Here is a 19820-nt window from a genome sequence, read left to right on the forward strand (position 1 = left end):
CGATGGTGTCCAAAAACTAACGAAGGAGTCACCCAATGGCAGGTACGTTCGAACTCAAGGCCGCTGGCCAGGACCAGTTCCGCTTCTCGCTCAAGGCGGGCAACCACCAGATCATCCTCACCAGCCAGTCCTACGCCAGCAAGGCCTCGGCGCTGAATGGCATCGAGTCGGTGCGCACCAACAGCCAGCTGGAAGCGCGCTTCGACCGCCGCACCTCGAAGGCCGGCGAGCCGTACTTCGTGCTCACCGCCGGCAATGGCCAGATCATCGGCCAGAGCGAGATGTACTCGTCGGCGGCGGCGATGGAAAACGGCATCCAGTCCGTCACCCGCAATGGCGCGGACGCTGCGCTCAAGGACCTGACGGTCGAGGTCTGACTGGCCGTACTGACAGGTCGGGTCCCTAGAATGCGCGGCTTCTACACACCGCGCAGAACCCCATGGAACCCTTCCTCGTCTCGACCGGTGTCGTCGCCCTCGGCGAAATCGGCGACAAGACCCAGTTGCTGGCCCTGTTGCTGGCCGCGCGCTTTCGCCGGCCAGTGCCGATCATCCTCGGCATCTTCGTGGCCACCGTGCTCAACCATGCGCTCGCCGGTCTGGTCGGCGAGACGGTGGCGCGCTTTCTCGGGCCGGACCTGCTGCGCTGGGTGATCGGCGTGTCCTTCCTCGCGATGGCTGCGTGGATGCTGGTGCCCGACGAGATCGACGATGCCGAAGGCGGCACGCAGCGCTTCGGCGTCTTCGGCACGACGGTCATTGCCTTTTTCCTCGCCGAGATGGGCGACAAGACGCAGATCGCCACCGTGGCGCTGGCCGCGCGCTACAGCGACCTGTTCCAGGTCGTCGCCGGCACCACCGTCGGCATGATGCTGGCGAATGTGCCAGCGGTGCTGCTCGGTGACCGCGCCGCCCGCGCGATTCCCATGCAACTGGTCCACGCCATCGCGGCCGGCATCTTCGCCGTGCTGGGCGTGCTGACGCTGTTCAATGTCGGGCGCCTGTTCTGACGGAAATCCGACGCCTGTCCTGGTGCGCTGACGGATAGCCGGTCCCGGGACGGCCACACCGGCCCGGAAGCCTTTTCAAATCAAGCACTTGGCCAGCACAGACGGCCGACCCGCCGGTGGGGCAGGCTGGCACGGACTGTGCAATCTGACCGGCCATGGCTGTCTCCTCCGACCTGCATTGCTCGCTGCGGCCCTTCCTTGCACGGCCTGCGTGGTCCGTGCGGTGGGCGTTCGTGGCCTGTGTCGGTCTGGTGGCAGGCACCGCGCAGGCCCAGGAAGCCGACACCCTGCGCAAGATCGCCGAGACCGGCACGATCAACCTCGGGCACCGCGAGTCCTCGGTGCCGTTTTCCTACTACGACCAGCGCAAGCAGGTGGTGGGCTACGCGCACGAGCTGATGCTGCGGCTGCTCGACACCATCAAGGCCGAGCTGAAGCTGCCGGCGCTCACCATCAAGCTGATCCCGGTGACGGCGCAGAACCGCATCCCGCTGGTGCGCAACGGCACGGTCGATCTGGAGTGCGGCTCGACCACCCACAACGCCGAGCGGGCGCGGCAGGTCAGCTTTTCCACCACTTTCTTCGTCGCCGGCACGCGCCTGATGACGCACCGCGGCTCGGGCATCCAGGACTTTCCGGATCTGGCCGGCAAGTCGGTCGTCGTCACCGCGGGCACCACCTCGGAGCGCCTGCTGCGCACCTACACCGAGCGCAACGGCCTGCGCATTGCCACCCTCCCGGCGCGGGACCATGGCGAATCCTTCCTGGCGCTGGAGTCGGGCAAGGCTGAAGCCTTCATGATGGACGACGCGCTGCTCTATGGCGAACGTGCCAAGGCCGTGCGCCCGGATGACTGGGTGGTGGTAGGAACCCCCATGTCGACCGAGGCCTATGCCTGCATGATGCGGCGCGGTGACCCGGCGTTCAAGGCGGTGGTGGACCGAGGCCTGTCGGAGCTGATGCGCTCCGGCGAGGCGCTGAAGATCTACACCCGCTGGTTCCAGGGGCCGATTCCGCCCAAGGGGCTCAACCTGAACTGGCCACCGTCTCCGGCGCTGCTGGAGTTGTACAAGCTTCCCAATGATCGGCCGCTGGGCTGATCGCTCCGCTGACTGCATCCCGCACTTTGCCAACCGCACTTTTGAAGGAACACCCATGAAGAAGACTCAGAAGACTCTGCTGGTCGTTGCTGCACTGCTGGCCCTGGGCACGGCCCAGGCCGACACGCTCAAGAAGATCAAGGACACGGGCACCATCACGCTGGGCGTGCGCGAGTCGTCGGGCGCGCTGTCGTACACGCTGGGCGACGGCAAGTTCGTCGGCTTCCACACCGAGATGGCCGAGCACATCACCAGCGATCTGCGCAAGAAGCTGGGTCTGTCGACACTGACCATCAAGTACCAGCCGGTCACGTCCCAAAACCGCATCCCGCTGATCGAGAACGGCACCGTGGACCTGGAGTGCGGCTCCACCACCAACAACGCCGCGCGCCAGAAGCAGGTGTCGTTTGCCGTCACGACCTACGTCGAGGAAGTGCGCATCGCCGTCAAGGCCAACTCCGGCATCACCGGCATCGCGCAGCTCAACGGCAAGAACGTGGCCACCACCACCGGCACCACCTCGGTGCAGCTGCTGCGCAAGCACGAGAAGGCCACGGGCGTGGACTTCAAGGAAGTCTTCGGCAAGGACCACGCCGACAGCTTCCTGCTGCTCGAATCCGGCCGTGCGGACGCGTTCGTGATGGACGGCCAGATCCTGGCCGGCAGCATCGCCAAGTCGAAGAATCCGGCAGAGTACAAGGTCGTTGGCGAAGTGCTCAACGTCGAGCCGATCGCCTGCATGCTGGCCAAGGACGACGCGCCCTTCAAGGCCGCGGTGGACGACAGCATCAAGGCGATGATGAAGAGCGGCGAGCTGGCCAAGCTGTACGACAAGTGGTTCCTGCAGCCGATCGCGCCGACCAATGTCCGCGTGGGCTTGCCGCTGAGCGAGGCGACCAAAATGGCCTGGGCCAACCCCAATGACAAGCCGGCCGAGGACTACGCGAAGAAATGACCCCTCTGGCACGTTGACACCACCACGAGGAGAACCCCTTGGCGAACTGGGATTGGCAGGTCTTCTGCAAGAACACGGTCGACGGTGAGATCGTGCCGCGCTGCTTCGGCGAGAACGGCGACATCACCTACCTCGACTGGCTGCTCTCGGCCTGGGGGTGGACGGCGTCGGTGTCGGTGCTGGCGCTGATCGTGGCGCTGGCCTTCGGGGTGCTCATGGGCATCCTGCGCACCACGCCGAGCAAGGCGCTCGTCTTCATCGGCGACGCCTGGACGGAGCTGTTCCGCAACATCCCGGTGCTGGTCCAGGTCTTCCTCTGGTATTTCGTGATCCCGGAGCTGGTGCCGCCGCTCAAGCAGGTGCCGAGCTTCGTGCTGGTGGTGCTGGCGCTGGGCTTCTTCACCTCGGCGCGGGTGTCGGAGCAGATCAAGGCCGGCATCCAGAGCCTGCCGAAAGGCCAGCGCTATGCGGGTCTTGCGATGGGGCTGACCTTGCCGCAGACCTACCGCTACGTGCTGCTGCCGATGGCCTTCCGCATCGTCGTGCCGCCGCTGACCAGCGAGAGCATGGGCATCGTCAAGAACTCGTCGGTGGCCTTTTCGGTGTCGGTGGCCGAACTCACGATGTTCGCCCGCCAGGCGCAGGAGGAGACCTCGCGCGGCATCGAGGTCTACCTCGCCGTGACGGGCCTCTACTACCTCACCTCGATCCTCGTCTACCAGGTGGCGAAGTTCATCGAACAGCGCGTGCGCATCCCTGGCCAGACGAGCGGAGGCAAGTGACCATGGCATCCGGACTCCAACTCGATTTTTCTTTCCTCACGGCCGACGTGCTGGTGAGCTACGTCAGCAAGGGCCTGTGGTTCTCGGTACAGCTCACGCTGGTGGCGATGATCGGTGGCATCGTGCTCGGGACACTGCTGGCGCTGATGCGGCTGTCGGGCAAGAAGTGGCTCGAAATGCCCGCCGCGTTCTACGTCAACACCATGCGCTCCATCCCGCTGGTGATGGTGATCCTGTGGTTCTTCCTGCTGATCCCGCTGCTGATCGGGCGGCCGATGGGGGCGGAACTGTCGGCGGTGATCACGTTCACGCTGTTCGAGGCGGCCTATTTCGCCGAAATCATGCGTGCGGGCATCCAGTCGATCCCGCGCGGCCAGGTCCACGCTGGTTATGCCATGGGCATGGACTACCGCCAGACCATGCAGCTCATCGTGCTGCCGCAGGCCTTCCGCAACATGCTGCCGGTGCTGATGACGCAGACCATCATCCTGTTCCAGGACACCTCGCTGGTGTATGCGATCGGCGCCTATGACCTGCTCAAGGGCTTCGAGATTGCCGGCAAGAACTTCAACCGCCCGGTGGAAACCTATCTGGTCGCGACCGTCGTGTACTTCGCGATCTGCTTCTCGCTGTCGATGATGGTCAAGCGTCTGCAGAAGAAGATCGCCATCATCCGCTGACCCCAACGATTCGCTGAGGAACCTCGTCGTGATCGACATCAAGAACATCTCCAAGTGGTACGGCAGCTTCCAGGTGCTCACCGACTGCAGCACCACGATCAAGAAGGGCGAAGTGGTCGTCGTCTGCGGGCCCTCCGGTTCGGGCAAGTCGACGCTCATCAAGACGGTCAACGCGCTGGAGCCCTTCCAGAAGGGTGACATCGTGGTGGACGGCATCTCCATCGCCGACCCGAAGACCGACCTGCCCAAGCTGCGCAGCCGCGTCGGCATGGTGTTCCAGCACTTCGAGCTGTTTCCCCACCTCTCGGTGACCGAGAACCTGACGCTGGCGCAGATCAAGGTGCTCGGCCGCTCGCAGGACGAGGCCAAGCAGCGCGGCCTGAAGATGCTCGACCGCGTCGGCCTGATGGCGCACAAGGACAAGTTCCCCGGCCAGCTCTCCGGCGGCCAGCAGCAGCGGGTGGCGATTGCCCGCGCGCTGTCGATGGACCCGATCGTGATGCTGTTCGACGAGCCGACCTCGGCGCTCGACCCCGAGATGGTGGGCGAGGTGCTCGACGTCATGGTCAAGCTCGCGCACGAAGGCATGACGATGATGGTCGTCACCCACGAGATGGGCTTTGCCAAGAAGGTCAGCCACCGCGTGATCTTCATGGACCAGGGCAAGATCATCGAGGACTGCCCGAAGGACGCCTTCTTCGGTGACCCGGACGCCCGCTCGCCGCGCGCCAAGGAATTCCTCTCCAAGATCCTCGGGCACTGAACCCCGCCCGTCTCCGCTGCCTTGGAACCCTCCCGGATCTTCGGGCCACGCCGACCGCTGTGGCCCGCCTTGCGCAAGCTGCTCGGCATCTTGCTGGCGATGCTGGCGGTCGGGCTGGTCGGATGGAGCGGATTCCGGATCAGCGAGCAACACGGCACCGCGGCGCTGCGCGACGAGTCGAACCACCGGCTCGATCTGTTCGCCTCCGCGGTCGAGGGCATGGTCAAGCGGCTCGAACACGTGCCCGCCACCATCCAGCTCAACCAGGACGTGCAGGCGCTGCTGCTGGAGCCCAGCCACGCGCTGCGTGTCAGCCGCGTCAACGACTACCTGCGCCGGCTGAACGCCCACCTGGGCAGCCTGGCGGTGTACGTGATGGACGAGCGCGGGGTGGTGGTGGCCTCCAGCAACAGCGACTTCGGTGACGACAGCCAGCTGGGCGAGGACCTGTCGTACCGGCCGTACTTCCTGGAGGCGCTGTCGGGGCAGGTCGGCCGCCAGTTCGCGATCGGCACCAAGAGCAGCCAGCCCGGCTACTTTGTCTCGCACCCGATCCGCGATGGCGCCCGGGTGCTCGGCGTGGCGACGATCAAGATCAGCCTCGACCCCATCGAGGAAATCTGGGACATGCTGGGCGCGCCCGCGCTGCTGGCCGACACCAACCAGGTCGTGATCCTGTCGTCGCGCTCGGAGTGGCGCTACACGGCGCTGACCGAGCTGTCGCTGGAGCGGCGGGTCGATCTGCAGCTGACCCGGCTCTACAACAACCTGCAGATCCCGCGCTTCCCGCTGCCGGTGAAACTCTCGATCGACGAGGACAGCCAGGTGCTGGAAGGCGTGCTGCCCGGCGGCCTGCCCCCCGAGTCCGACGCCGCCCGCCCGGTGCGCAGCAGCACGCTGGTGCTCGGCCGCACACTCGACGGCATGGACTGGCGGTTGCTGATCTTTTCGGACCTGCGCAATGTGCGCAACCAGGCCGTGCTGAACAGCATGTTGTCGGCGGTGGCCGCGGGCTTCGTCCTGCTGCTGGGGCTGTACCTGCACCAGCGCCGGCGCATCGCGCGCCAGAAGATCGAGTCGCGCCAGATGCTGGAGCGCGCCAACACCGAGCTGGAGCACAAGGTCGCCCGCCGCACCCGCGCACTGACGGACTCCAACACCCGGCTGCGCCGCGAGATCGCCGAGCGCGAGCAGGCCGAACTGACGCTGCGCGCGGCGCAGGACGAACTGGTCCACGCCGCCAAGATGGCCGTGCTGGGGCAGCTCGCCACCGGCATCACCCACGAGCTGACGCAGCCGCTGGGCGCGATCCGCACGCTCTCGGGCAATGCGCTGGAGTTCATGCGCCGGGGCGATCTCAAGGCCGTGTCGGGCAACCTGCAGTTCGTCACCCGGCTGGCCGACCAGATGGGCAACATCATCCAGCCGCTCAAGGGCTTTGCCCGCAAGTCGCTGGCGCAGCCGGCGGCCACCGATGTGGCGCACGCGGTCAGCAACGCGCTCTTTCTCTACGACCAGCGCCTGCGCCGGGAGGGCATCACGGTGCACAACCGCTGCGAGCCTGGACAGGTGATCGCCTGGTGCGATCCGAACCGGCTGGAGCAGGTGCTGATCAACCTGATCGGCAACGCGATGGACGCGATGCGCGACGCCGAGGTCAAGGCGCTGACCCTGGAGGCCAGCTCGGACGCGGCGTGCAGCCCGCCGCTGCGCATCGACGTCAGCGACACCGGGCCGGGCGTGCCCGAGGAGGTTCGCCAGCGCCTGTTCGAGCCCTTCTTCACCACCAAGGACCCCGGCGTCGGCCTGGGGCTCGGCCTGGCCATCTCGCGCGACATCGTGCGCGAGTTCCACGGCGATCTCGAAGCGGACAATCGGCCCGGTGGCGGGGCCTGTTTCACCGTGCGGCTGCCGGCAGCGCCCTCCCAGGAAGAATCCCCAGCACCATGAACGCTCCCCTGACGTCCACCACCGCACTCACGGTCCTCATCGTCGAGGACGACTTCCACATGCAGCTCGGCTGCGTGCAGGCACTCCAGCTCGCCGGCCTGTCGGTGGAGGCGGTCGATTCCGCCGAAGACGCGATCCCGCTCATCACCCCCGGCTACGCCGGCATCGTCGTCACCGACATGCGCCTGCCCAAGGCGGATGGCCTCTCGCTGGTGCGCCACTGCCACGCGCTCGACCCCGATCTGCCGGTCATCATGATCACCGGCCACGGCGACGTGACCTTGGCGGTCGAGGCCATGCGCAGCGGCGCCTACGACTTCATCCCCAAGCCTTTTTCGCCGGAGATCCTGATCGAGGTGGTGCGCCGCGCGATGGAAAAGCGCAGCCTGACGCTCGAAGTCGCCACGCTGCGCCGCGTGCTGGCGCGCCGCGAGGGGATCGACGGCAAGCTCATCGGCCGCTCGCCACAGATCCAGCGGGTGCGCCGGCTGGTGATGGAGGTGGCGGACAGCCCGGTGGACGTGCTGATCCAGGGCGAAACCGGCACCGGCAAGGAGGTGGTGGCGCGCGCGCTGCACGACTTCTCCGGCCGGCGCGAGGGCAGCTACGTGGCGCTGAACTGCGGCGGCGTGCCCGACACCCTGCTCGACAGCGAACTCTTCGGCCACGAGGTCGGCGCTTTCACTGGCGCGCAGAAGAAGCGCATCGGCAAGATCGAATACGCAAACGGCGGCACCCTGTTCCTCGACGAGCTGGAGACCATGCCGATGGGCATGCAGATCAAGCTGCTGCGGGTGCTGCAGGAGCGCGAGATCGAGCGCCTGGGCTCCAACCAGCCATTGCCGGTGGACGTGCGCGTGGTGGCGGCGACCAAGGACGATCTGCTGCAGCGGGCGCAGCAGGGCGGTTTTCGCGCCGACCTCTACTACCGGCTCAACGTCGTCACGATCGAACTGCCGCCGCTGCGCGATCGCCACGAGGACATCCCGGTGCTGCTGGAACACTTCATGACTCTGGCCGCCAGCCGCTTCAACCGCCCGCCGCCCCAGGTCACCACCGAGCAGATGCACCGCCTGATGGCCCACCACTGGCCCGGCAATGTGCGCGAGCTGCGCAACACGGCCGACTGCCTGGTGCTGGGCGTGCGCAAGGACATCCTTGGCCCCGGCCCGGCGCCCGACGCGACCGAAAGCGCGGAGGAGGGCCTGTCTCTGGCCGACTCGGTGGACAGCTTCGAGCGCAGCCTGATCGCCGCCGAGCTTCGCCGCCAGGAGGGCAACATCGCCCGCACCGCCAAGGAACTGCGCGTGCCCAAGACCACGCTCAACGACAAGATCCGCAAGTACCGGTTGCAGGGCGAATAAGCGGACGCAGAGGCCGCCGGCTCAGGCGGGGTCTGTCGAAGCATGTGGATGGACGCGGAAGGGCACTCGCTGCAGAGCCGGAATGGTAGTGACGGGGCTTACCGGTGCGTTCGGCGCTCCAGCCAGTCGAACACGCGCTGCCCGAGCGCCTCGTGACCCTCCGTCGAGGTGTGCGTGTCGTTCGGACTGTAGAGGTCGCGGGTCTGGCGGCTCAGGTGCACGAAGGCGCCGAACAGGTCCGGGCCGAGGCCAGCTGCTTCCAGTGTGGTGCCGACGGTGGCAGCACGCTCTGGCTCCAGGTAGACCGTGCTCTTGTTGGGAAGCACCAGCCAGGTGATGGACAGGTCGGTGTGGCGGCGAGCGAGTTGCTGCATGCGCTCGACCGAGGACGGACCGAACGGGGCGGATGTCTGGTCGTCCGCGAAGAACAGACCGCGCTCGCACAGCCGGTGGCTGAAACGCTGGCAGCCATTCGGCACGCGCTGGATGCGCACCCGGTCCGCGCCATCGGTGTGGTGCACGAGTTCCTCGGCGTCGGAGCGGCGGGCGTCGCGCGTGTGCAGCGTCGTCAGCAGCCCGGTGAACAAGGTTTCGCTGGTGTTCAGCCCGAAGGGGCCGACGGTGTCCCAGTCGCGCGCGCCCTGGCGGGTCTGCAGACGCCCGGTGCGCGTGCGGGCGCAGGCCAGGGCGTCGTCGAGGTGGCCATCCAGCCCGCGTTCCACCGACTCGATCACCACCGCCGATCCCCGGAACCCTTGAGTCCGCAGCACGCTGCCCAAGTCGGCGCAGACCGGGCCGAGCGTCAGCCAGTCGATGGTGGCCACGCGCAGACCGCGGTTGACCAGCACCGATTGCCACAGCAGTGGTGCAGAAAAGCTGTCGCCGATGACCAGCACGTCCGCCTCCTGTAGCGTGCTCGACACACGCAGCGCGCGTTCCACCGGGTGAGGGGGCTGTGTCGGGCCGAATTCGGCTTCCGACAGACGCCCCAGCCGGGTCAGGTCGCCACGGAATGGCGGCGTCAGCAGGGTCCACAGCAGCAGTGCGGCAACGATGGCCACCCCCGTTCCGAACACCCTCAACCAGAGTTGAACGGCGCCGAAGGCCGGGGATGGGTCGGTGGGGTCGCTGGGATTGGAGGCGTCGGTGGAGGGCATCAGAACTGGAAGTACAGGAACGCGCTGTGTGCGCCGAGCCGCGACACACCGGCGCCGAACAGCACGCCCAGCACCAGCGCGCTCGCCACAGTCTGGCCGCGGCCACGGATCTGCGGCGGCAGCCAGCGTGCGAGCTGGCCCGAGTTCGGCAGACCGAACGCCACCATCGCGCACAGCAGGAAGGACCGGTAGAACTCCGACTGCTTGTACGGCAGTTCGAACCCGCTGAAGGGGTGGCTCGACCAGCCGTTGAGCCCGGCCATGCCTCGGTAGAGCGCGCCGGCCACCTCCAGCGATTCGGCCCGGAACACCACCCAGGCCACGGTCACCAATGCGAAGGTCAGCACCGCGCCCGCCCAGCGGCCCATCCGGCTGCGGGGCTGCGTGCCGAATCGCGCTCGCCAGAGGTGGTTGAGCACCAGCCCGGCCCCGTGCAGCGCGCCCCAGACGACGAAGGTCCACGACGCGCCGTGCCACAGCCCGCCGAGCAGCATGGTCAGTGCGAGGTTGAGGTAACGCCGCCCGGTGCCGTGGCGGTTGCCGCCGAGCGGCACGTAGAGGTAGTCGCGCAGGAAGGTCGACAGCGAGATGTGCCAGCGGCGCCAGAAGTCGATGAGGCTGGTGGCCCGGTAAGGCGAGTCGAAGTTGATCGGCAACTGGATGCCCAGGCACAGCGACAGCCCGATCGCCATGTCCGAGTAGCCGGAAAAGTCGAAGTAGATCTGGAAGGCGTAGGCGAGGGCACCCAGCCAGGCGGTCAGCGTGGTGAGGTCGACGCCGTGGCCGGCCGCGGCGAAGACCACGTCGGCGTACTGGCCCATCGGATCCGCCAGCAGCAGCTTCTTGCCCAGCCCGACGGTGAAGGTGGCCAGTCCGAGCACCAGCTTGGCGCGGTCGAGCCGGTAGCTGGCCGGGTCGGCGAACTGCGGCATCATCTGCGCGTGGTGCAGCACCGGCCCGGCGATCAGGTGCGGGAAGTAGGTGACGAAGAGCAGGTAGTGCGAGAACGAGCGCTCGCGCACCTTGCCGGCCCAGGCGTCCACCAGAAAGGCGATCTGGGTGAAGGTGTAGAACGAGATGCCGATCGGCAGCAGCAGGTGCGGCAGCGGCCACTGGGTGCCGGCCACCGCGTTGACATTGCCGATGAAGAAGTCGGCGTACTTGAACAGCCCGAGCAGCCCCAGGTTCACCGCCAGCGCGCCGCGCAGCCGCCACAGGCGCGTGCGCTCGCTGCGGCCTGCCTGCGGAGTCACCCACAGGCCGGCGAGGTAGTTGAAGCCGATCGAGCCCAGCAGCAGCGGCAGCGCCGACAGGCTCCACCAGCCGTAGAAGAACAGCGACGCCACCCCCAGGAAACGCGCCGCCGCCATCGCCCGCTGTGGCCCGAGCAGGAAATGCCCGGCCAGCACCAGCGGGAAGAACAGGAACAGGAACTCGTAGGAGTTGAACAGCATCGGCTCGGTCTCAGCGGGCGGGCTGTTCCTGCTCCCATGCGCTCAGCAGGTCGGCCGGAATGGCAGCTCGCAGCTTTGCGTCCGTGCGCTTCTCGGCCAGTAGGCTGATCTTGACGTAAGGGAACCCGTGCTGGATGAGTTTGTCCCAGCGGAAGTAGGTGTCGTTGGAGTTGTGCGGATCTTCCGACAGCATCGGGAACACCGACTCGCAGCGCAGCCCCCTGGACTCCATGTACTGCGTCAGGTGGGTTTCGTAGACATCAATCACCGCTTCCTTGGTCTGGAAATTCCGGATCGCCTGCATGGCGTTGTCGAACAGGCCGCGCCTGAGCGCTTCGTGCTGGAACACCAGGAAGAAGCTCTGCAGGTGTGGCCGCACGGCCAGGCTTCGAGTCAGGCCGAGCACATCGGCCGGGCTGCGCCGGATGGCCTCGACCAGGGTGCCGAACGCCGCCACGTCGAGCGGGCCGAGGATGCTGTCGTTGACCAGCACGACGCGCTCCATGGCGTCACCGAGGTTGACGGTCTGTGCCAGGTGTGCCCATGCTCCGAAGTCGAAGCCCTTGTTCTCCCGCACGAACACGCCCCTGCACAGGCCGCGCAGGTCGTCGTCGAATGTGAATTCATGGGCAGCATGCGGTGTGTTAAGCACGAACAGCACATCGAATCCGGCGTCATGGAACGCCCGGATGTGCCGCTGGACATGGTGCTTCACCACCGGTTGTGCCGCGTAGCTGACGAACAGGCACACCTCGCGCGACGTCGGCGGGCACTCGAAAATGGTGTCCAGACGAGCTGACGCGGCCATGTCCGGGGCGGTGAGCAGTTCGGAGGCCAGTTGCTCGGACATGGCGCGGGCCTTGCGGTATTCGCGGCGGCGCACGTAAGGCATGCGAGCCTTGAGGCCTCGGCGCCAAGTGCGCAGGCCGTGGCGGATTCGGGTCCAGAGGCTGAGATCGCTCATGGGAAGGTTCAAGCTCAAGGGGTGTTGTAGGGTTTCACTGCTTCGAGTTCCCACAGCAGCCAGCCGGGCGGCGGCGGGCTGCGGCCCCGCAGGCGCCGGACGACATCCCGCAGCCCGTGCGCCAGGCGGCGCGGCAGGGATGGGGCGGGCGTGGTGGCGGGGGCGTCGGCGCGGTGGGTCGTGTGCTCGCCGGGGTTGACCCGCAGCACCCGGACAGGTCGGAAATGGCCGCGGAAGCCGTACATCCGGCCCAGCGCCTGTGGCCCGCAGAAATACTCGTGCGTGCGCTCGGTGATGATGTTGACGTGGGTCGGATCCTGGAAAGCTTCCGGGCTCGGATAGGCGGGGGTCACCGCGTAGAGCCGCCCGCCGGGTGCCAGCACGCGCCAGACCTCGTCCATCAGCTCCACGAAGGGAAATCGCGTACCCGACCCGTCCGGCTTCATCATCAGCCGGGGCACATGCTCCAGAAAATCGAAGGCGGAAACGGACTCGAAGCTGTTGTCCGGCCAGGGGATCGGGTCCAGCACCAAGTTGGCCACCCGGTAGTCGAAGTCCGCAGCGGGCAGGGCGGTGGCCGAGTCCCAGGGGCGGATGTCGGTCCCGCACAGGTGGCGGCGGTCGTAGGGATTGCGCGGGCAGGTGCCGCAACCGAGGTCCAGGTGCCGTTGCGGTACGTGATCAGACATGTTTCCAGGCTCCGTTCTCGCGCAGCATGTGCAGACTGTGCCCCGTGCGCTTCATCTCCTCGGCCGACCAGCGATCACGCTGGCGCTCACGCTGCAGCTTGAAGCGCTTGCGCGCCAGCCAGCCCATGCCGAGGCGACTGTAGAAGTAGTGCCGGTCGCCCAGCGCCTTGGCCCCGGTTTCCTTCTTGAGCGCTTTCTGCGTGATCGAGCCGAAGTGGTGGAACACCGCGTCACCCACCGCGCCGACCGGGATGCCGGCGCGGGTGCAGCGCACGAGGTATTCCAGGTCCTCGTGTCCGCCCAGCTTGCGGTCCGTGTCGGGGAAGCCGATGGCTTCGAACACGCTGCGGTGCACCGCGAAGCACACGCCGTGGAACCAGCCGCGGCGCACCGTACCCGCCATCTTCACGAGGTATTCCGGGGCGAACTGCGCGTAACCGTAGTCTTCTTCGCCTTCGAGCAAGGCGGGGCTGACGACCTTCAGACCGTGCTGTTCCGCCGCGTCGAGCATCGCTTCAATCGCCCGCGGTCCGGCCAGCACGTCGTTGTTGAGCAGCACGACCCACTCGGCGTCTCCGGCCAGCAGTGCGCCCTGCGTCCACGCGCCGCCGCAGCCGAGGTTGACGCGGTTGCGCTGCTGCGCCAGTTCGGGGTGCTGGGCCAGCCACTGCGGGGTCTCGTCGGTGCTGGCGTTGTCGATGACGAGGATGTCGCCGGGTGCGACGCCCTGGGCGCGCAGGCTGTCGATGCACATCGCGGTGTAGCGCAGCTGGTTGAGCACCGGGATGACGATGGTGTAACGGCGGGTCATGGTGGGTGCGTGTCCTTCCTCGGCGCGGCTCAGGTCACGAGCGTGTAGTGCTTGTGGCTCAGGTCCCAGCCGAACCAGCGCTCCAGCCGCATCGCGTGGCGGTGCTTGCGCTCGCGGCGGGTGAGCGGGTGGTTCGGGTCGGGCGTGAAGGCGGGTTCGGCGTCGTGGGCCAGCCAATTGGCCATGCACGCCGGGTGGGTGCCGTCGAACGGGCGCAGCGCCTGCGGGTCGATCGAGTAGCGCATCTTGGGCGGCTGGTGCGACCAGTACTTGCTGACCTGGTCCATCTTGGCCTGCATGTAGTCGAGCCGGCGGACGTGGCCGTAGTGGTAGATGTGGGCGTTGGCGAGCGCGGCTTTCGGGTGGCGGCCTTGGCGGTGTCGGTCCATCACGACCCAGAACTGGCCGTCCGGCGCATAGGAGCGGATCGTGTTGCGGATCAGCCGGCATTCGCGCCGGTACCAGGCCGGGCTCACGGCCAGCCACTGCGGCGAGCCGTAGAAATGCAGGTAGTCGAACACCAGCGCCTCAACCTCCGAGTTGCCATGGTGGCGGTCGACCGACGCGCGGATCGCGGCCAGCTCACCCTCGTGCAGCACCTCGTCACCCTCCAGATAGAAAGCCCAGTCGCCGGTGCAGGCGTACTGCGCGATCATCTTCTGCTGCGCATAGACGAAGCCGCGCTCGGCCATGCGCTCGTTCCACTGCGTGTCGAGGATGCGGAGCTTCGGCTCGGTGGCGGCGAGCGCGTGGATGCGCGCGACCGTGTCGTCCTCGCCCGCACCGAGCGCGATGACGAACTCGTCCACCAGCGGCAGGATCGAGCGGATCGAGGCCTCGAAGGGAAAGCCCAGCTTCACCCCATTGCGCAGGAAGGTGAAGCCGCTGATGACGGCACGCGGATCGGAACTCATGCGCGCGGCGGGCGGGGCTGGCGGCCCATCAGGAAGAACTCGTCATTGGGCCGCATGCCGATCAGGTTGGCCATGCGGTTGGACAAGCCGAAGAAGGCCGTGATGCCGCCGATGTCCCAGATGTCCTCGTCGCTGAAACCGTGCGCGTGCAACGCCGCGTAGTCGTCCTCGCCGATGGCGGCCGAGTCCAGGCAGACCTTGAGCGCGAAGTCGAGCATGGCCTTCTGACGCGGGCTCAGATCGGCCTTGCGGTGGTTGACCGCGACTTGGTCGGCGATCAGCGGGTTCTTCTCGTAGATGCGCAGGATGGCGCCATGCGCGACCACGCAGTAGAGGCAGCCGTTGGCGCCCGAGGTGGCCACGACGACCATCTCCTTCTCGCCCTTCGTCAGCCCGGACGGGCGCAGCATCAGCGCGTCGTGGTAGTCGAAGAAGGCGCGGCATTCGTCCGGCCGGTGCGCCAGCGCCAGGAAGACGTTCGGCACGAAACCGGCCTTTTCCTGCACGCCGAGGATGCGGGTGCGCAGGTCCTCGGGCAGCGTGTTCAGGTCGGGCACAGGGTAGCGGCTGATGGGTGCGGTCGTCATGAAAGCGGTCTCCGGTCGATCCCGTGATTGTCAGGGCTGAAAGCAGCGGATCTCAGGTCTGGAACTGAAGGGCGTGCAGCCGGGCGAACAGGCCACCCTGCGCGAGCAGTTCCGCCCGGGTGCCTTGCTCGACGATGCGCCCGCCTTCCAGCACGACGACGCGGTTGGCGCGTTCGATGGTGGACAGCCGGTGCGCGATGACGATGGCCGTGCGCCCGACCATCAGCCGCTCCAGCGCCGACTGCACCAGACGCTCGGATTCCGAGTCCAGCGCCGAGGTGGCCTCGTCGAGGATCAGGATCGGCGCGTCCTTGTAGATCGCCCGCGCGATGGCCAGCCGCTGGCGCTGGCCGCCGGACAGGCGCTGGCCGTTGTGGCCGATGCCGGTGTCGATGCCTTCGGGCAGCGCGGTGGCGAAGTCGTGCAGGTTGGCGGCGCGCAGCGCGGCTTCAACGCGGGCGCGGTCCACGGTCTGGCCGAGCGCCACATTGGCGGCCACGCTGTCGTTGAACAGCACGACGTCCTGGCTCACCAGCGCGAACTGCTGGCGCAGCGCGGTGACGCGCCAGTCGGCCAGCGGCGTGTTGTCGATGGAGATGGTGCCGGCGGTGGGCTCGACGAAGCGGGCGAGCAGGTTGATCAGCGTGGTCTTGCCAGCGCCCGAAGGCCCGACCAGCGCGACCACCTGGCCGGCGGGGATGTGCAGGTCGATGTCCTGCAAGGCCGGCGTGTTCTGCTCGCCATAGGTCACGGCGACGTGCTCGAAGGTGATGTCGCCGAGGGCGCGGCCCGGATCGAAGGGGCCATCGCGCTCGACCGGGGCCTCGTCGATCATGGCCATGCCGCGCTCCAGCGACGCAAGGCCGCGCGTGATGGGCACCGCGACTTCCGACAGGCGCTTGATCGGCGCGATCAGCATCAGCATCGCCATCACGAAGCCGACGAAGCCGCCGACGGTCTGGCCGTCCTGCCCGCTCTGCCACAGCGCGGTGACGATCACGGCCGACAGCGCGATGGCCGAGAGCACCTGGGTCAGCGGCGTCATCGTGGCCGCGGCGGCGACCGACTTCATCGCGATGCGGCGCATGTCCTCGCTCATCGACAGGAAGCGCGCGGTCTGGTGCTGCTGCGCGCCGTGCATGCGGACCACGCGCCAGGCCTGGACGTTCTCTTCCACCGTGTAGGCGAGTTCGTCCGTGGCCTGCTGGCCCTGCAGCGTCAGGCGGTGCAGGCGGCGGCTGAGCGTGCGCATCACGAAGGCCACCGCCGGGAACAGCACCGCCACGAACAGCGTGAGCTGCCAGTTCATCCACAGCAGGTAGCCCAGCAGCGCCGCCAGCGTCAGCAGGTCGCGCAGCAGCGTCAGGCCCGAGGTGGAGAGCTGCAGCGCGCCGGACTGCACCTCGTGCGCGACGATGTTGGTCAGCGTGCTGGTGGAGTGGCTGGCGTAGAGCTGCGGGTGGGCGTCCATCAGGCGGCGGAACAGCGCCTCGCGCATGGCCTGCGTGCCGCGGTAGGCGACCCAGGCGAGGGTGTACTGGCCCACATAGCCCGCCGCCCCGCGAATCGCGAACAGGCCGATGATCGCCACGGGCACTTGCCACAGCGGAATGCCGCCCGAGCCCTGCTTGAAGCCTGAGTCGAGCAGGTGCTGCATCAGGCTGGGCACCATCGGCTCGGTGGTGGCGACGATCACGGTGCAGACCGCGGAGACGATGAAACCAGTGCGGCTCGGGGAGAAATACGGCCAGATGCGGCGCAGACGCTGGAGCAGGGCTTTCATCGGAGCGGGCGAAGGCGATTCTGAAGAGCGGGGTCGCCGCGGAGGCGCGATTATCAGCGCAGGCGGGTTGTTGCCTACAATCTGCGCGTCCCGACTGTCCTGGCTGTCCCGCGCGGCACTGCATCCTTGAACCGATTCCTTTCACGGCCGACATGAGCCTGACCACCGCGCCGCGTTTGTCAGTGATCGTCATCACACGCAACGAAGTGCTGCGGCTGCGGCGCTGCCTGGAGTCGGTGTCGTTTGCCGACGAATGCATCGTCGTGGACAGCGGCAGCACCGACGGGACGCCCGAACTGGCCGAAGCGCTGGGCGCCCGGGTGAGCCGCACGAGCGACTGGCCCGGATTCGGCGCGCAGAAGAACCGCGCGCTGGCGCTGGCCCGCGGCGACTGGGTGCTGAGTCTGGACGCCGACGAATGGCTGGACGACACGCTGGCTGCGCAGGTGCGGGCCGCGGTCGAGGCGCCGGGCGCACCGGGTTGCAGTCACACGCTGTCGCGGCTGTCCTCGTTCTGCGGACAGTGGATGCGCCACAGCGGCTGGTCTCCGGATCCGGTGCTGCGGCTGTTTCCGCGCGGTGCGGCGCGTTTCAGCGACGACCTCGTGCACGAGCGGCTCCTGTGTGACCTGCCGACGCGGTCGCTGCCGGGACACCTGCTCCACGAGAGCATGCCGACCCTGACGGTCGCCAACGACAAGATGAACCGCTACTCCAGCGGACGCGCCGCCGACCTCTACGCACGCGGTCGCCGCGGTGGCCTCGGCAGCGCCCTCGGGCACGGCTTCTGGGCTTTCGTGCGGACCTACGTTCTGAAACGAGGGTTTCTTGACGGACGCATGGGGTTCATACTCGCGGTCCACAATGCCGAGACTTCTTACTACCGTTACTTGAAAATGTGGCTTGAATGCAACGATTTGAAGCGTTGATGGACCGGCGCCTGTTCCTGCAGCGCGGTCTGGGTGGGTGTGCCGCCGTGGCGATGGCCTTCCCGGCCGCCGCGCAGTTCCGGGTCGAGATCTCCGGCATCGGCACCGCCCAGGTGCCCGTTGCCATCGCCCGCTTCCGGGACGAGGACAAGGCGCTGCACCCGGTGTCGCAGATCGTGCGGGCGGACCTGGAGCGCAGCGGCCTGTTCAAGCTGGTGCCCGCGCCCGACAACCTCGACGAGAACACGCGCCCGGTCTTCACCGAATGGCGCAGCCGCAATGCCGACGCGCTGGCCGCCGGCACGGTCACCCGGCTGGCCGACGGCCGCTACGACCTGCGCTACCGGCTGTGGGACGTGGTCAAGGGCACCGAGCTGATCGCGCAGTCGCTGGCCGTGCCCAAGGAAGACCTGCGGCTGGCTGCCCACCGCATCGCCGACGACATCTACCAGAAGCTCACCGGCGAGCGCGGCATCTTCTCGACCCGCATCGCCTACGTCTCCAAGGGCGCTGGCCGCTACACGCTCTTCGTGGCCGACGCGGACGGTGAGGGCTCCCGCTCCGCGCTGGGCAGTGCGCAGCCGATCATCTCGCCGGCCTGGTCGCCGGAGGGGAACGAGCTGGCCTACGTCTCCTTCGAGACCGGCAAGCCGGTGGTCTATGTGCAGGACGTGCTCAACGGCCGCCGGCGCACGGTGGCCGAGTTCCGTGGCTCCAACAGCGCACCGGCCTTCTCGCCGGACGGGTCGCAACTGGCTGTGACGCTGACCAAGGACGGCAACTCCGAGATCTACGCGATGAGCCGGCAGGGCGACAACCTGCGCCGACTTACCACGGCGCCGGGCATCGACACCGAGGCGGCCTGGTCATCCGACGGCAAGTCGATCTACTTTGTCAGCGACCGCGGCGGCGGCCCGCAGGTCTACCGCATGGGTGCGTCCGGCGGCAACGCCGAACGGGTCACCTTCGGCGGCAACTACAACATCAGTCCCGCCCTCAGTCCCGATGGCCGCTACATGGCCTACATCAACCGCAACGGTGGAAACCAGTTCCGCCTGCAGTTGATGGACCTCAACTCGGGAACTGTCACCGCACTCACGGACACCAACGACGACGAAAGCCCGAGCTTCGCGCCCAACAGTCGGCTCATCATCTACGCCAGCCGCGCTGGCGGACGTGATCTGCTGATGACCACCACGCTCGACGGACTCATCAAGGCCCGCCTCAGCCCGCCCCAGGCGGACGTGAGAGAGCCGGTCTGGGGGCCGTTCAGCCGCTGACCCCGGGTGCCCGTCTGGCGTCTTGTCGTTTGTCTTCCTGTCTTTCTGTTCGATCCCATCTTTCTGGAGCGTATTCATGAGCCCAATCCTCAACAGCCGCAGCGTGTGGCTGGCGGCCTTCGGTGCCGCCGTGCTGGTCCTGACCGGCTGTGCGTCGAACACCCGTGTCGAGCCGCCGGCTCCGGTTGAAAACCGCCTGGCCGGTGCGGGCACGGCGCCCACGGTCGCTCCGAACGCCAATGCCGGTGCCACCGCCGGCCAGGCTGCGCAATCCACCGTCACCCCGGTCGACGTCACCCGCAATGACGCGGCCGCAAACGCTGGCGGCCGTGTCGTGTACTTCGATTTCGACAGCTACGTCGTCAAGGACGAGTTCCGCGGCGTGGTGGAGAGCAACGCGCGTCGCCTGAGCGCGGAGCGCAAGCGCCGCGTCCTGATCGAGGGACACACCGACGAGCGCGGGGGCCACGAGTACAACCTCGCGCTGGGCCAGCGCCGCGCCGAGGCGGTGCTGAAGTCGCTGACGCTGCTGGGCGTGTCGGACGCGCAGCTCGAAGCCGTGAGCTTCGGCAAGGAAAAACCGGCGGTCGCCGGCAGCAATGAAGCCGCGTGGGCCAAGAACCGCCGTGCTGAACTGAAGGACCGTTGA

20 protein-coding genes are annotated in these 19820 nt (G+C 67.4%); 12 read left to right on the forward strand and 8 right to left on the reverse strand.

Annotated features, from left to right (window positions below):
• Window positions 1-35: 35 nt before the first annotated feature.
• The 9 genes from AABN02_RS14045 to AABN02_RS14085 all read left to right on the forward strand — a co-directional run bounded on the left by AABN02_RS14045 (window position 36) and on the right by AABN02_RS14085 (window position 8603).
• Window positions 36-377 (forward strand): YegP family protein, encoded by a 342-nt coding sequence (locus AABN02_RS14045; protein ID WP_338415555.1) that lies wholly within the window; start codon window positions 36-38, stop codon window positions 375-377.
• Between the two features lie 62 nt (window positions 378-439).
• The gene (locus AABN02_RS14050) at window positions 440-1009 is read left to right on the forward strand and encodes a TMEM165/GDT1 family protein (RefSeq protein ID WP_338415556.1); all 570 of its coding nucleotides are present in this window, start codon (window positions 440-442) and stop codon (window positions 1007-1009) included.
• A 155-nt stretch (window positions 1010-1164) separates the two neighbouring features.
• Window positions 1165-2109 carry a transporter substrate-binding domain-containing protein gene (locus AABN02_RS14055; RefSeq protein WP_338415557.1) on the forward strand — a complete coding sequence of 315 codons (945 nt, stop codon included), beginning with the start codon at window positions 1165-1167 and terminating at the stop codon, window positions 2107-2109.
• Between the two features lie 55 nt (window positions 2110-2164).
• Window positions 2165-3064 (forward strand): amino acid ABC transporter substrate-binding protein, encoded by a 900-nt coding sequence (locus tag AABN02_RS14060; RefSeq protein WP_338415558.1) that lies wholly within the window; start codon window positions 2165-2167, stop codon window positions 3062-3064.
• Between the two features lie 38 nt (window positions 3065-3102).
• Window positions 3103-3846, forward strand: coding sequence for an amino acid ABC transporter permease (locus AABN02_RS14065; protein WP_338415559.1), 744 nt, complete (start codon window positions 3103-3105; stop codon window positions 3844-3846).
• Window positions 3847-3848: 2 nt separating this feature from the next.
• Complete coding sequence (locus AABN02_RS14070) at window positions 3849-4526, forward strand: amino acid ABC transporter permease (RefSeq protein ID WP_338415560.1); 678 nt, start codon at window positions 3849-3851, stop codon at window positions 4524-4526.
• Window positions 4527-4554: 28 nt separating this feature from the next.
• Entirely contained in the window at window positions 4555-5289 is a 735-nt protein-coding gene (locus AABN02_RS14075; RefSeq protein ID WP_338415561.1) for an amino acid ABC transporter ATP-binding protein, read from the forward strand.
• A 21-nt stretch (window positions 5290-5310) separates the two neighbouring features.
• Window positions 5311-7239, forward strand: a complete 1929-nt coding sequence (locus AABN02_RS14080; protein ID WP_338415562.1) for an ATP-binding protein — start codon at window positions 5311-5313, stop codon at window positions 7237-7239.
• Window positions 7236-8603: a sigma-54 dependent transcriptional regulator gene (locus AABN02_RS14085; RefSeq protein WP_338415563.1), complete on the forward strand. Its 1368-nt coding sequence runs from the start codon at window positions 7236-7238 to the stop codon at window positions 8601-8603. The genes AABN02_RS14080 and AABN02_RS14085 overlap by 4 nt, the downstream gene beginning before the upstream one ends.
• A gap of 98 nt (window positions 8604-8701) precedes the next feature.
• On the opposite strand, the gene AABN02_RS14090 is transcribed toward AABN02_RS14085, so the two are convergent.
• The 8 genes from AABN02_RS14090 to msbA are packed head-to-tail and all read right to left on the reverse strand — an operon-like array spanning window position 8702 to window position 16962.
• Complete coding sequence (locus tag AABN02_RS14090) at window positions 8702-9760, reverse strand: hypothetical protein (RefSeq protein WP_338415564.1); 1059 nt, start codon at window positions 9758-9760, stop codon at window positions 8702-8704.
• Complete coding sequence (locus tag AABN02_RS14095) at window positions 9760-11214, reverse strand: MBOAT family protein (protein ID WP_338415565.1); 1455 nt, start codon at window positions 11212-11214, stop codon at window positions 9760-9762. Before AABN02_RS14095 ends, AABN02_RS14090 begins: the two co-directional genes overlap by 1 nt.
• 10 nt (window positions 11215-11224) lie before the next feature.
• Window positions 11225-12178, reverse strand: a complete 954-nt coding sequence (locus tag AABN02_RS14100; protein ID WP_338415566.1) for a rhamnan synthesis F family protein — start codon at window positions 12176-12178, stop codon at window positions 11225-11227.
• A 14-nt stretch (window positions 12179-12192) separates the two neighbouring features.
• Window positions 12193-12867 carry a methyltransferase domain-containing protein gene (locus tag AABN02_RS14105; protein WP_338415567.1) on the reverse strand — a complete coding sequence of 225 codons (675 nt, stop codon included), beginning with the start codon at window positions 12865-12867 and terminating at the stop codon, window positions 12193-12195.
• The gene (locus AABN02_RS14110; protein WP_338415568.1) at window positions 12860-13678 is read right to left on the reverse strand and encodes a glycosyltransferase family 2 protein; all 819 of its coding nucleotides are present in this window, start codon (window positions 13676-13678) and stop codon (window positions 12860-12862) included. The genes AABN02_RS14105 and AABN02_RS14110 overlap by 8 nt, the downstream gene beginning before the upstream one ends.
• A 29-nt stretch (window positions 13679-13707) precedes the next feature.
• Window positions 13708-14592: a glycosyltransferase gene (locus tag AABN02_RS14115; protein WP_338415569.1), complete on the reverse strand. Its 885-nt coding sequence runs from the start codon at window positions 14590-14592 to the stop codon at window positions 13708-13710.
• Window positions 14589-15179, reverse strand: coding sequence for a peroxidase-related enzyme (locus tag AABN02_RS14120; RefSeq protein WP_338415570.1), 591 nt, complete (start codon window positions 15177-15179; stop codon window positions 14589-14591). The genes AABN02_RS14115 and AABN02_RS14120 overlap by 4 nt, the downstream gene beginning before the upstream one ends.
• A 52-nt stretch (window positions 15180-15231) precedes the next feature.
• The gene (gene msbA, locus AABN02_RS14125) at window positions 15232-16962 is read right to left on the reverse strand and encodes a lipid A export permease/ATP-binding protein MsbA (RefSeq protein ID WP_338415571.1); all 1731 of its coding nucleotides are present in this window, start codon (window positions 16960-16962) and stop codon (window positions 15232-15234) included.
• Window positions 16963-17114: 152 nt separating this feature from the next.
• Here msbA and AABN02_RS14130 point away from each other — a divergent pair, with 152 nt between their 5' ends.
• From AABN02_RS14130 to pal, 3 genes are all read left to right on the forward strand, one after another.
• A complete protein-coding gene (locus AABN02_RS14130; protein ID WP_338415572.1) occupies window positions 17115-17891 on the forward strand; it encodes a glycosyltransferase family 2 protein in 777 nt (258 codons plus the stop codon).
• Between the two features lie 53 nt (window positions 17892-17944).
• Entirely contained in the window at window positions 17945-19171 is a 1227-nt protein-coding gene (gene tolB, locus AABN02_RS14135) for a Tol-Pal system beta propeller repeat protein TolB (protein ID WP_338415616.1), read from the forward strand.
• 76 nt (window positions 19172-19247) lie between these two features.
• Window positions 19248-19820 (forward strand): peptidoglycan-associated lipoprotein Pal, encoded by a 573-nt coding sequence (gene pal, locus AABN02_RS14140; protein ID WP_338415573.1) that lies wholly within the window; start codon window positions 19248-19250, stop codon window positions 19818-19820.

Origin of the sequence: uncultured Sphaerotilus sp., from assembly GCF_963924895.1 — a bacterium.
Lineage (GTDB): Bacteria > Pseudomonadota > Gammaproteobacteria > Burkholderiales > Burkholderiaceae_C > Sphaerotilus.